The organism is Microbacterium sp. SLBN-146, from assembly GCF_006715145.1.
Taxonomy (GTDB): domain Bacteria; phylum Actinomycetota; class Actinomycetes; order Actinomycetales; family Microbacteriaceae; genus Microbacterium.
In genome coordinates this window covers 1,167,382-1,179,655 of sequence record NZ_VFMR01000001.1, presented here as the reverse complement: position 1 = coordinate 1,179,655, position 12,274 = coordinate 1,167,382, and the positions used below count along the sequence as shown (strand labels likewise).

11 protein-coding genes are annotated in these 12,274 nt (G+C 69.3%); 8 read left to right on the top strand and 3 right to left on the bottom strand.

What is annotated here, in order from left to right; all coding sequences use genetic code 11:
• Nucleotides 1–31: 31 nt before the first annotated feature.
• Nucleotides 32–628, top strand: a complete 597-nt coding sequence (locus FBY39_RS05105) for an acyltransferase (protein WP_141930751.1) — start codon at nt 32–34, stop codon at nt 626–628.
• A gap of 117 nt (nt 629–745) precedes the next feature.
• On the opposite strand, the gene FBY39_RS16665 is transcribed toward FBY39_RS05105, so the two are convergent.
• The gene (locus FBY39_RS16665; protein WP_260838079.1) at nt 746–913 is read right to left on the bottom strand and encodes a hypothetical protein; all 168 of its coding nucleotides are present in this window, start codon (nt 911–913) and stop codon (nt 746–748) included.
• Here FBY39_RS16665 and FBY39_RS05100 point away from each other — a divergent pair.
• On the top strand, nt 842–2,224 hold the full coding sequence (locus tag FBY39_RS05100; RefSeq protein WP_260838050.1) for an HNH endonuclease signature motif containing protein: 1,383 nt from the start codon (nt 842–844) through the stop codon (nt 2,222–2,224). The genes FBY39_RS16665 and FBY39_RS05100 overlap by 72 nt on opposite strands.
• 28 nt (nt 2,225–2,252) lie before the next feature.
• Here the strand turns inward: FBY39_RS05100 and FBY39_RS05095 are convergent, their stop codons facing one another.
• Complete coding sequence (locus FBY39_RS05095) at nt 2,253–3,392, bottom strand: glycosyltransferase family 2 protein (RefSeq protein ID WP_141930747.1); 1,140 nt, start codon at nt 3,390–3,392, stop codon at nt 2,253–2,255.
• A 151-nt stretch (nt 3,393–3,543) separates the two neighbouring features.
• Between FBY39_RS05095 and FBY39_RS05090 the strand changes: the two genes are divergently transcribed.
• Nucleotides 3,544–4,854: a UDP-glucose/GDP-mannose dehydrogenase family protein gene (locus FBY39_RS05090; protein ID WP_141930746.1), complete on the top strand. Its 1,311-nt coding sequence runs from the start codon at nt 3,544–3,546 to the stop codon at nt 4,852–4,854.
• Between the two features lie 251 nt (nt 4,855–5,105).
• On the opposite strand, the gene FBY39_RS05085 is transcribed toward FBY39_RS05090, so the two are convergent.
• Nucleotides 5,106–5,363, bottom strand: a complete 258-nt coding sequence (locus FBY39_RS05085; RefSeq protein WP_141930744.1) for a glutaredoxin domain-containing protein — start codon at nt 5,361–5,363, stop codon at nt 5,106–5,108.
• Nucleotides 5,364–5,421: 58 nt separating this feature from the next.
• On the opposite strand from FBY39_RS05085, the gene kynA reads away from it, so the two are divergent.
• The 5 genes from kynA (at nt 5,422) to FBY39_RS05060 (ending at nt 12,267) form a co-directional block, all read left to right on the top strand.
• On the top strand, nt 5,422–6,276 hold the full coding sequence (gene kynA, locus FBY39_RS05080; RefSeq protein WP_260837449.1) for a tryptophan 2,3-dioxygenase: 855 nt from the start codon (nt 5,422–5,424) through the stop codon (nt 6,274–6,276).
• Nucleotides 6,273–7,250, top strand: a complete 978-nt coding sequence (locus FBY39_RS05075) for a hypothetical protein (protein WP_141930740.1) — start codon at nt 6,273–6,275, stop codon at nt 7,248–7,250. Before kynA ends, FBY39_RS05075 begins: the two co-directional genes overlap by 4 nt.
• The gene (locus FBY39_RS05070) at nt 7,240–8,490 is read left to right on the top strand and encodes a kynureninase (RefSeq protein ID WP_141930738.1); all 1,251 of its coding nucleotides are present in this window, start codon (nt 7,240–7,242) and stop codon (nt 8,488–8,490) included. Before FBY39_RS05075 ends, FBY39_RS05070 begins: the two co-directional genes overlap by 11 nt.
• A 412-nt stretch (nt 8,491–8,902) precedes the next feature.
• Nucleotides 8,903–10,678: an aldehyde dehydrogenase family protein gene (locus FBY39_RS05065; protein ID WP_141930736.1), complete on the top strand. Its 1,776-nt coding sequence runs from the start codon at nt 8,903–8,905 to the stop codon at nt 10,676–10,678.
• Nucleotides 10,675–12,267, top strand: coding sequence for a GMC family oxidoreductase (locus tag FBY39_RS05060; RefSeq protein ID WP_141930734.1), 1,593 nt, complete (start codon nt 10,675–10,677; stop codon nt 12,265–12,267). Before FBY39_RS05065 ends, FBY39_RS05060 begins: the two co-directional genes overlap by 4 nt.
• Nucleotides 12,268–12,274 lie beyond the last annotated feature (7 nt).

Genomic DNA, 12,274 nt, shown 5'->3' with positions numbered 1-12,274 from the left:
TAAGGACGCCACACGCACGCGAGGACACACCATGACCGACGCACCCGTCGTCCAGCCGAGCGCTGATGTCGCCGACTCCGCGCACCTCGGACCACGCACGCGGGTCTGGCACCTCGCGCAGGTACGCGAGGGCGCGCGCCTCGGTGCGGACTGCAATATCGGCCGCGGCGCCTACATCGGACCCGACGTCGTGCTCGGCGACTCGTGCAAGATCCAGAACTACGCGCTCGTGTACGAACCCGCGCGCCTCGGCGACGGTGTCTTCATCGGACCCGCGGCCGTGCTGACGAACGACGAGTTCCCGCGCGCCGTCAACCCCGACGTCACCCTCAAGAGCGCCGACGACTGGCATGCCGTCGGCGTCACGATCGGCACGGGAGCGTCGATCGGAGCGCGCGCCGTCTGCATCGCGCCGGTCACGATCGGCGCGTGGGCGCTCGTGGCGGCGGGGGCGGTCGTCGCGAAGGACGTGCCCGACTACGCCCTCGTCGTGGGGGTTCCCGCACGGCGCATCGGGTGGGTCGGACGTGTGGGGAAGCCGCTCGTCGCGGACGCCGACGGCGTCTGGGTCTGCCCCGAGTCGGGCGAGCGCTACCTCGAGTCCGGCGGAGTGCTCGCGCCGGAGTAGGGCGCTCTCGCACGCGGGTTATCCACAGATTGCGTGGATCTACATTCTAATGTCGGTGGTTCTTGACATGATGAGGGTATGACATTCCTGGCAGAGCTTGAGCGACACGTTGGTCGCTTACACGCCATGCGAGCATTGGATATTGAGACCGATCAGCTCGTCCATGTCATCGAACAGATAGACGATGATAACCTCGTCGCGGTTCTCGAGCACGTGGCCGCAGTACGGACCTGCCTCGACCGGCTCGGCGTCATCGCCGCCGGAGTTGCTGCCCGCCGATCGCATCGAGACCGCGGATATCAGGGGCTCGCGAGCAAGCGGGGCCACCGGACTCCGGCCGCGATGATCCAGTCGATCACCGGGAGTACGGCCGCGGCTGCGCGCAGGGCCGTCCAGGTCGGCGAGTCGCTTCTCCCCTCGACGGCTCCCGTGGAAGAAGCCGACTCGGCTGCAATCGTGCAAGCGGACGCCGGCGATGCGGGGGTCCCTCCGGAGGCCGCGCCGTGGCACGAACCCCTGCGGCGCGCGCTCCTCTCGGGCGGGATCACGCTGGATCAGCATGACGCCATCCGCGGCGGACTCGGTGAGCCGCCCGTCGACGCCGCGAGCGATGCGAACGACGTGTGGTCGATCGCGGCCGCACAGTTGGTCGGCGAGGCGCAGGGTCTTCCGGTCGAAGAACTCAGAGCTCGTGCGCGTGCCGTCCGCGATGCTCTCGATCCTGCCGGGGCCGAGATGCGCTTCGCCGAGCGTTATGAGGCTCGTTCGTTCCGACTGTGGAGTGATCGCAACGGTCAGCACCACGGGCATTTCGTCTTCGATGACGACGCTGCGGCGTGGGTGCGGTCGATCATCGACTCGGCGCTGCGGCCGCGGCGCGGTGGTCCGCGGTTCGTCGACTCGGAAGAGAAGGCGGCGGCCGCATCACTCGAGACCGACGGACGATCGAACGATCAGCTCGCGTACGACCTCATGTTCGACGTCATCCGCGCGGGGGCGGTCGCCTCGGCGGAGGACGTGTTCGGGACTCGACAGCCCGGCGTCCGACTCGTCGTCGTCCACGACCCCGCGGGTCCGCGCGATGCGTTCGGCAGGATGCGCGCAACGGGCTACACGGAAGACCGCGGAGACGCCGTTCCCGGATCCGTCGTCGACCGTGCCGTGTGCGAATCGGGCGTCGTACGTGCCGAGTTCGACCGCACGGGAAACCCCCTCGATCTCGGTCGCGAGCAGCGGCTCTTCGGCAGGGCGCAGCGCCTCATGCTCGCGCTGCGCGACGGCGGATGCCGGTGGCCAGGGTGCACGCGACCTCCGTCGTACTGCGAAGCCCATCACTGCGATCACTGGCAGGCCGACGAAGGACGAACCGATGTCGATCGCGGCATCCTGCTCTGCCGGCACCACCACATGCTGCTCCACAACAACGGATGGAAAATCACACGCGAAGGCACCGGGCCGTTCATCCTGAACGGACCACCCGGTGCGGGGATCGCCGCGACGCCCTTGATCGACAGGCCAGCGTGGGCCTGGATCTGGAGTCCTCCTCCGCCACCTGATCGACCCGAGTGGAGAACCGCGGCACCCGCCGCTGCCTGACGCGCGAACGGCGGCGGCGGGAGTGTGCCTACAGCTCGCCGGGGGCGGTGACCTGCTCGTCGATGTCGTCGATGATGCGACGCGCCCGCGAGGGCTCCTCCTTGCGCGGTGCGTAAACGACGAGCGAATGGAAGACGAACCGGACGATGAACGCGACCGCCAGGGTGATCGCCGTCGCCAGGACGGCGGAGATATGCCACGACTCCACCATCAGCGCGAGGATCGGGATGCGAATGAGCGCTTCGGCGTTGTTGAAGGCGAAGGACTTCGCAAACCTCACCCACCCGCCCGAGGCGGCGCCCCTCATGTCGTGGAAGACGAATCGCTCGATCAACAGGAAGTTCGTGATGATGGTCACTTCGGACGCGATGATCGCCGCGATCACATAGTCGACATGGAGCGCCGTCAGCGCCCAGACGATCAGGATGTTCGCCACCGCGCCGAAGGCACCCACGACGGCGAACAGCGACATCTTGCCGAACCGCAGCATCGTCAATTGGGTGGCGAAGTGGATGCCCTGCCGCAGCGATGCCTTCGACGCACCCGCGTGACGATCGGCGAAGTCGAAGGGGATCTCCGCGATTCGCAGATTCTTCCGGGCGAGCATCTCCAGAAGGATCTTGAACCCGCGCGGCTTGAGCCCCTCGACGTCGAGAGCACGTCTGTCGAGCAGGAAGAAGCCCGTCATCGGATCGGTGACATCCCGCAGCTTCACGGGGAACATCGCCTTCGTCACCATCGTCGACAGGTTCGACACGAACACCCGCGTGCGATCCGCGAGCCCGTGCGCCGTCCCGCCTCCCGCGTACCGAGACGCGATCACGACATCGACGTCCCCCTTGCCGAAGCGATCGAGCATCTCCGCGACCTTCTCGGGCGGATGTTGCAAGTCGCCGTCCATCACGATGCACACATCGGAGGAGGCCGATGCGAGACCTTCCAGCACAGCACCGCCGAGTCCCCCGACAGGGGCCTCGCGGTGGATCAGGCGGACCGGGACCACGGAGGAAGCCGCCACCTCACGCACGACGTCGGGGGTGGCATCCGTACTGTCGTCGACGAACACGACCTCGCACTCGATGCCGCGCGTGGCATCCGTGATTCTCCGCACGAGCTCAGCGACATTGGGCGCCTCGTTGTACGTCGGGACGATGATCGACAGTTCGATGGGACTTTTCCTTCATGCGGGTCGTGCAGCACCCATCGTCGCATGGGGACACTTCGGCTGCGCACGCCATCCGTTACACGATGTTCACTCAGGTGGCACGGAGAGGTCCCGCGAACCGGAATGATGGTCCCGGGGGACGGGAAAGGAATTCATGCGAATCTCTGTCATCGGATGCGGCTACCTCGGCGCCGTGCACGCGGCGGCTATGGCCGAACTCGGCCACGAGGTCGTCGGTATCGACGTCGACCCCGGCAAGATCGCGGCGCTCACGCGCGGCGAAGCGCCGTTCTTCGAGCCGGGTCTGCCCGAGCTTCTCCAGGCGCACGTCGCCACGGGGCGGCTGCGGTTCTCGACCGACATGGCCGAAGCAGCCGGGAGCACCATCCACTTCATCGCCGTCGGCACACCACAGGTGCGAGGCGGTACGGCCGCCGACCTGACGTTCGTGGATTCGGCGATCGACTCGCTCCTGCCGTACACGAACCCCGGCGACGTCATCGCCGGCAAGTCGACGGTGCCGGTCGGGACGGCGACCCGCCTCGCGGAGAAGATGGGCGACTCCGGTGCGGTGATCGCGTGGAACCCGGAGTTCCTGCGCGAAGGGTGGGCCGTCAAAGACTCACTCACGCCCGACCGACTCGTTTTCGGTCTGCCCCCCGAGCCGACGGATGCCACGACCGCCGAAGCCGCACTCCGCGAGGCGTATGCGCCCGTGCTGGCGCTCGATACGCCCCTCATCGTGACGGACTTCGCGACAGCTGAGCTCGTCAAGGTGTCGGCGAACGCCTTCCTCGCGACGAAGATCTCATTCATCAACGCGATGGCCGAGATCGCCGAGGTCACCGGCGCCGACGTCGTGCAGCTCGCTGAGGCGATCGGTCACGACGACCGGATCGGCAAGCGATTCCTCGGAGCCGGCGTCGGATTCGGCGGCGGGTGCCTGCCGAAGGACATCCGCGCGTTCACCGCTCGCGCGGAAGAGCTCGGGCGTGCCGAGTCGGTCGCGTTCCTCAAGGAGGTCGACGCGATCAATCTCCGCCGCCGCCAGCGTGTCGTCGACCACGTCATCGACGCGCTCGACGGCGAACCCCACGGGAAAGTGGTGGCCGTCCTCGGCCTCGCCTTCAAACCGCACTCGGACGATGTGCGCGACTCCCCGGCGCTCGACGTCGCCGTGCGCCTCAAGGGTCTCGGCGCGGACGTTCGGGTCACCGACCCCGCGGCGATCGAGAACGCCCGCGCGCGCCACCCGCAGCTCGACTACCGCGAGTCGTTCGAAGACACGGTGACGGATGCCGAGGTCGTCGTGCTCGTGACCGAGTGGGACGAGTACCGCCACCTCGACCCCGCCGTGGTCCTGCCTCTCGTCGCACGCCCGCAGATCGTCGACGCCCGCAACAGCTACGACCCTGCCCGCTGGCGCGCCGCCGGGTGGACCTACCGAGGCCTCGGCCGCCGCTGACGGCCACCCCATCCCGAGCCTCGGCGGTCACCTCCGACCGAGCCTCGGCCGCCGACCGCCAACCGCCGACCGCGCGCTGACCCAGCGCCCATCTGCCGAAAAGACCCGAACTGCTCGAAACGCGCCCGAGGGCCAGCAGTTCGGGTCTTCTCGCGGAGGGGCTCAGGGCTCAGGCGCGAGACCCCGGCGAGGGCGCGAGACCCCGGCGAGGGCGCGGGACTCCCGCCAGGGCACGGGGCCGCGGCATCCGGTCAGATGAGGGAGAGCTCGCGGAGCTTGGCCTCGACGTCGGCGTTGGAGGGCTCGACGTGGTGCGTCGCGTCGGGGTAGGTGACCACGGGGATGTTCGTGCGCCCTGAGATCTCGCGCGCGACATCGGCGGCGGCCGGATCCGCCTCGAGGTCGACGTAGCGGTACTCGATGCCGAGATCGTCCAGCTGCTTCTTGGTGCGCCGGCAATCGCCGCACCACTGGGCGCCGAACATCGTGATGGTGGAGTCGGAAGTCATACCTCCATTGTCCCCCAGCCCCGCAGGGGCGGGCGCGGGAGGGGACTACCCTCGTTACGTGACCGACGGCGTCGAACGAAACACCCGAACGATCGAAGGAACGGTCGTCACCGACTTCACCGATCGCATGAGCTACGGCGGCTACCTCGACCTCGAGACGCTGCTGTCCGCCCAGCGGCCGCTCAGCGAGCCGGAGCACCACGACGAGCTGCTGTTCATCATCCAGCACCAGACGACGGAGCTCTGGCTCAAGCTCGTGCTTCACGAACTGGATGCCGCCCGGACCTTCCTCCGCGCCGATCAGCTCGCGCCGGCCCTCAAGTGCGTCGCGCGGGTCAAGCACATCCAGAAGACGCTCACCGAGCAGTGGTCCGTCCTAGCGACCCTGACTCCCGCCGAATACGTGCAGTTCCGCGATGTGCTCGGCAACTCGAGCGGATTCCAGTCGGCGCAGTACCGCGCGATCGAATTCACCCTCGGCAACAAGAACGCCGGGATGCTCCGCGTCTTCGAGGGCGATCCCGCAGCGCACGCGCTCGTCTCCTCGGCACTCGAGGCGCCGAGCCTGTACGACGAGTTCCTCCGACACCTGGCCCGGCTCGGCTATCCGATTCCCGACGCCGTCCTCGACCGCGACGTGACCCAGGCTTGGACCTTCGCGTCCGAGCTCGTCCCCGTCTTCACCGAGATCTACACCGACCCGCAGGGGCACTGGGCGGCCTACGAGACGTGCGAGGAACTCGTCGACCTCGAGGACAACTTCCAGCTCTGGCGATTCCGTCACCTCAAGACCGTCGAGCGCATCATCGGGCACAAGACGGGCACGGGCGGCTCGAGCGGCGTCACGTTCCTGCAACGCGCCCTGCAGCTCACGTTCTTCCCCGAGCTGTTCGCCGTGAGGACCAAGCTGTGACCGACCCGCTCGAACTCGCCGCACTCCTCGGTCCGACGGCTTTCGCATGCCGGAAGGGGCTGACCGGCGAGCGCGGTGTCTCCCTGCCGTCCTTCACCGACCATCACGTCCACCTGCACCTCATCGACGACCGCGCGCTCACCGCGGGCGGGATTGCGTGCGTGCTCGATCTCGGCGGCGATCCCGCCATGCTCGCGCGCACGCCGCGACGTGCCGTGCCCCGGCGCGCCTATGCGGGTGCGTTCCTCACGGCGCCCGGAGGCTACCCGACGGGGCGCTCCTGGGCCCCCGCCGGCACGATCCACGAGGTGTCGAGCGCCTCCACGCATGAGGGTGAGCCGGGTGGCGCCGCGACGGCGGTCGCCGAACAGGCGTCGTTCGGAGCGAGCGCCATCAAGGTCGCGCTCAACTCGTCCGCGGGACCCGTCTTCGATCGTGAGGTCCTCGAGGCGATCGTCACGGCGGCTCACGACCGGTCCCTTCCCGTCGTCGCACACGTCGAAGGCGAAGGGATGCCGCGACTCGCCCTGCGGACGGGCGTCGACGCTCTCGCGCATGCGCCGTTCACGGAGGAGCTCGGCCCCCGCATGATCGCCGCTGCGGCGGCATCCGGTCAGCGGTGGATCTCAACACTCGACATCCACCGCGACGACCCGGTCGCGAGCGGATACGCGACGGCGAACCTCGCCCGGTTCGCGGCGGCCGGCGGAACCGTCCTGTACGGAACGGATCTCGGCAACGGCGACCTGCCGGTCGGCGTCAACGAGAACGAACTCCGGGCACTCCACGACGCGGGCATCCAGGGCCCGGCGCTCATCGCGACTCTCACCGATCCGTGGCCGCTCGACGCCGGCACGGGAGCCTTCGCGACGTTCATCCCGGGCATCCCGCCCACCACCCCCGACGGTCTTCCTGCCTGGCTGGCCGGTGCCACCGTCGTGCTGACCGAGGAGCTCGTCCACGATGAAGACTGACTCGTCCCCCGACCTCGGCGCCGCGGCATCCGCTCTCGACGAGGCCGATCCGCTGCGGTCGATGCGCGACCGTTTCGTCGGCAGCGAGAGCTCGATCGTCTACTTCGACGGCAATTCGCTCGGGCGTCCGCCACGGGCTTCCGTCGAGCGTCTCGCGCGGTTCGCAACGGAGGAGTGGGGCGGCCGGCTCATCCGCGGATGGGACGAGTCGTGGATGCAGCTGCCATTCACGATCGGCGACGAGATCGGGCGCACCGCGATCGGAGCTGCTGCCGGACAGACCGTCGTCGGCGACTCCACGACGGTGCTGCTCTACAAGCTCATCCGTGCGGCGTTCGACGCGCAGAAGGCGTTGGATCCCACGCGTGTCGAGATCGTCGTCGACCGCGACAACTTCCCGACCGACCGCTACCTCGTCGACGGGATCGCCCGGGAGCGCGGCGGACGTGTGCGCTGGATCGACGTCGATCTTTCGGCGGGCGTCACGGCGGAGTCGCTCTCTTCGGTCGTGGGTCCGGAGACCGCCGTCGTGGTGCTGTCGCAGGTCGCGTACCGATCCGGACACCTCGCCGATGCGCCTGAGCTGACCCGTATCGCACAGGACGCGGGCGCCCTCGTGATGTGGGACCTGTGTCATTCCGCCGGCTCCGTCCCGGTCGAAGCGGATGACTGGGGCTTCGACCTCGCGGTCGGATGCACCTACAAGTACCTCAACGGCGGGCCCGGCTCGCCCGCGTTCGCGTACGTCGCGAAACGGCATCAGGAGACACTCGCCCAGCCGATCCAGGGGTGGATGGGAACGGCGGACGTCTTCGCGATGGGTCCGGAGTACCGCCCCGCCGAGGGTATGCGGCGCTTCCTCTCCGGCACGCCGCCGATCGTTGGGATGCTCGCGATGCAGGACACGCTCGCGATGATCGACGAAGTGGGTATCGACGCGATACGGGAGAAGTCGGTATCGCTCACGGAGTTCGCCATCGCAGTGACGGATGCCACGCTCGCACCGCTCGGCGTGACGGTGGCCTCCCCGCGCGATGCGGTATTCCGCGGAGGGCATATCACTCTCTCGCACCCCGCGATGCGGGCCGTGACAGCACGCCTGTGGGCCGAGGACGTCATTCCCGACTACCGCGACCCCCACGGCCTGCGCATCGGGCTCTCCCCTCTGTCGACGTCGTTCGCCGAGACGCTCGCAGGCCTCCGCTCCGTCGCCGACGCCCTCCGCGCCGAGCTCGCGTAGCGCGCACTCCCGCAGCGGCTTCCCCCTCCGCAGTCCCTCCCCCGCCGGTCGACGCTCGAGCCGCCGGTCGACGCTCCAGTCGCCGGTCGACGCGCCAGTCGCCGGTCGACGCTCCAGTCGCCGAGAAGACCCAAACCGCTCATCTCGGGGCCGAAACCGCGCAGTTCGGGTCTTCTCGGCAGGACGGAGGCCGACCCTCCGAAGCGGGGTGAGTCCCGCCGAGCCGTCGGGTATACCGCGGTGACGGAGGACTCCCCGTCGGCGAGAAGACCCAAACCGCTGACCTCAGGGCCGAAACCGCGCAGTTCGGGTCTTCTCGGCAGGACGAGGGCCGACCGGCAGGACGAAGGCCGACCGACCGCGGGGGGGTGGTGCGCGCCTAGACTTGACCTCCCGCACGAAGGAGAGCGCCGTGCCCGCAGCCACGCAGCCAGCCTCGACACTGACCGACGAACAGCGCGCACCGATCGACACCGCCATCGGCGAGCTCGCGACCGGCGCAGCATCCTGGGTCCACCTCACGCTCGCGCAGCGGGCGAAGCTCCTCGACGGCCTGCACACCGCCGTGGCCGAGGTCGCCGAGGAATGGGCACTCGCCGCCGGCCAGTCGAAGGGCCTCGACCCGCGGCATCCGCTCCTCGGAGAAGAGTGGCTCGCCGGTCCCTACGCGACGCTCGTCGCACTCGAGGCGTACCGCCGTACGCTGCTGACGCTCGCCCGCGGCGACAGCCCGCTCGAGGGCATCCCGACCGAGCCCGCTCCGGGCGACCGCCGCCGCGCCCAGGTCTTCCCTCTCAGTGCGATCGACGACCTCCTCCTGTCCGGATACTCGGGCGAGGTGTGGTTCGAGCCGGGAGTGACGGATGCCGCGGCCCGCCGCGACGCGGGACTCGCCCAGCTCACACCGACGACGTCGCAGGGCATCGGCCTCGTGCTCGGCGCCGGAAACGTCACGGCAATCCCTGTGCTCGACGTGCTCTACGAACTTCTCGCGCACAACCGGGTCGTCCTCCTCAAGGTCAACCCGACGCAAGACACCCTCGAGCCGATCTTCGAGCGGGCGCTCGCACCGCTCATCGAACCGGGTTTCCTCCGTATCATCCGCGGCGGAGGAGACGTGGGCGGCTACGTGACGCAGCATCCCGACATCGCCCACGTCCACATCACGGGCGCCGCCTCGACGTTCGACACGATCGTGTGGGGTCCTTCGCGTGGGACCGCCGCGCAGAAGGCCGCGACGACACGGCGACGGAACGAGAACCGTCCACTCCTGCAGAAGCCGATTACGGCCGAGCTCGGCGGGGTGTCGCCGATCATCGTCGTGCCCGGCGCCTGGTCGGATGCCGACCTGCGCTATCACGCCGAGCACATCGTCACGATGCGGCTCCAGAACAGCGGCCACAACTGCATCGCCGGTCAGACCGTCCTGCTCTCCCGCGATTGGCCGCAGCGCGATGCGTTCCTCTCCGAACTTCGCCGCGCCTACGCTGCTGCACCCCGGCGACCGGTGTGGTACCCGCGCGGTGACGAGAGCCTCGCCGCGGCGGCATCCGACTATCCCGACGCCGTCTGGTGCGCCGACGGCACGCGTGCGCTCGTCGAGATCGGCCCCGACGACGATCCGTCCGAGATCGAGACGACCGAGTACTTCGCCCCCGTCCTCGGCGTCGTCTCACTGCCCGGCAACGGCCAGGAATTCCTCGACACGGCCGTCGCGCACGCGAACGAGAAGCTCGCCGGCACGCTGGGGGCGAACCTCCTGATCGACCCCGTGACGGAACAGGCTCTCGGCGACGGGTTCGAACGAGCCCTCGCCGACCTGCGGTACGGCTCCATCGCCGTCAACGCGTGGACGGCGCTCGTCTTCATCACCCCCACGATGACGTGGGGCGGCTTCCCCGGTTCGACGATCGGCGACGTGGAGAGCGGCATCGGCATCGTCCACAACGCCCTCCTCCTCGACCACGTCGAGCGATCGATCGTGCGCGGCCCGTTCCGCCCGTTCCCGCGATCGATCTCGACCGTGCTGCGCTCACGAACCTTCGACCAGTGGTCGGTCCTCCCGAAGCCGCCGTGGTTCGTGACGTCGAAGACGGGAGCCGTCGTCAGCGAAGGGCTCACCCGATTCCGGATGAACGGCGACAAGGTCGCACTCGCCGCGACGCTCGTCCAGGCATTCCGCGCATGAGCCGGCGTTCGCTTCTCGACGCCGATTACGTCGTCGTCGGGGCGGGTTCGTCGGGGGCGGCCCTCGCGGCCCGGCTGAGCGAGGACCCGGGCGTGACGGTCCTGCTGCTCGAAGCGGGACCACCCGACCGCGCGCTGGAACTGCACGTTCCCGCGGCGTTCTCGAAGCTCTTCCGCAGCGCGTACGACTGGAACTACGACACGGTCCCCCAGGCGACGCTCGACGGGCGGACGATCTATTGGCCGCGTGGCAAGACCCTCGGCGGATCGTCGTCGCTCAACGCCATGATGTGGGTACGCGGATTCGCGGCCGACTACGACGAGTGGGCGGACGTGGCCGGCCCCACCTGGTCGTGGGAGGCGCTTGCTCCGTACTTCCTGCGCACCGAGGAGACCCAGGCGGTCGAGAACCAGCGCGATCCGCGGCCGCACACGCGCGCGTTCCTCGAGGCCGCGCGCGAGGCGGGCCACCACGTCACGCCCGCCAACCTTCCCGAAGGGCAGGGGTTCTCGCAGACGATGGTGTCGCAGCGCCGGGGCGCGCGTGCGTCGACCGCCGACACCTATCTCCGGCCCGCGCGCGGGCGTCGGAACCTGCGCATCCTGACGAACGCGCATGTGCGCCGTGTCACCTTCTCGGGAACGGATGCTCCGCGGGCCACCGGCGTCTACGTCGAGGTCGCCGGAATCACACGCCACGTGCGTGCGCACCGCGAAGTGATCCTGTGCGGCGGAGCCATCAACACTCCGCACCTGCTCATGCTCTCCGGGATCGGGCCCGCCGACCACCTCGCCGAGCACGGCATCGCGGCGCTCGTCGACGCGCCCGGCGTCGGCGCCAACCTTCAGGACCACCTCGTCGCGGGCCTCGCGCCTGCCGCACGCGGGGGGACGCTGTTCGGCGCGGAGTCCGTCGTCCAGCTCGCGCGCTACCTGGCGTCCCGCCGCGGGATGCTGACCTCGAACGTGGGGGAAGCGTGCGGATTCCTCCGGACGTCCGTCGCGGATCGCGTCGGCGCACCACCGGACCTGCCCGACATCGAGATCATCTTCGCCCCCGTGCCCTACGTCGGCGAAGGTCTCGCACCTCCGCCGGCCGAGGGCGTCACGGTCGGTGCGATCCTCCTGCGCCCCCGGAGCCGCGGAACGATCCGCCTGGGCTCGTCCGACCCGCACGCGCAGCCGCTCATCGATCCCGCCTACCTGAGCGATGCCGAGGGCGTCGATGAGGCGACGATGCTGGCGGGTCTCGCCGCGTGCGAGCGCCTGATCGATACGGATGCGCTGCGCACCGTCACCACCGCGGGGTGGGTCCAGCCGGCCGGGGGCGAGTCGATGACGCCCGGCGAGCGCGCAGAACTGGCCCTTCGCCGCTACTCGCACACCCTCTACCACCCCGTCGGGACTGCGCGGATGGGGGAGGATGCCGAGTCCGTCGTGACTCCCGACCTCCGCGTGCGGGGTGTGACCGGGCTGCGTGTGGCCGATGCCTCCGTCATGCCGACGCTCATCCGCGGTCACACGAACGCGGCGGCGATCGTGGTCGGCGAGGTCGCGGCGGCACTCATCGCAGGAGACCGCCGGCCGTGACACCGGC

Excerpts from the sequence above, each read along its gene's own strand:
- FBY39_RS05105 (WP_141930751.1), top strand. The coding sequence starts at position 32 with ATGACCGACGCACCCGTCGTCCAGCCGAGCGCTGATGTCGCCGACTCC.
- FBY39_RS16665 (WP_260838079.1), bottom strand. The coding sequence starts at position 913 with ATGCGATCGGCGGGCAGCAACTCCGGCGGCGATGACGCCGAGCCGGTC.
- FBY39_RS05090 (WP_141930746.1), top strand. The coding sequence starts at position 3,544 with ATGCGAATCTCTGTCATCGGATGCGGCTACCTCGGCGCCGTGCACGCG.
- FBY39_RS05085 (WP_141930744.1), bottom strand. The coding sequence starts at position 5,363 with ATGACTTCCGACTCCACCATCACGATGTTCGGCGCCCAGTGGTGCGGC.
- FBY39_RS05070 (WP_141930738.1), top strand. The coding sequence starts at position 7,240 with ATGAAGACTGACTCGTCCCCCGACCTCGGCGCCGCGGCATCCGCTCTC.
- FBY39_RS05060 (WP_141930734.1), top strand. The coding sequence starts at position 10,675 with ATGAGCCGGCGTTCGCTTCTCGACGCCGATTACGTCGTCGTCGGGGCG.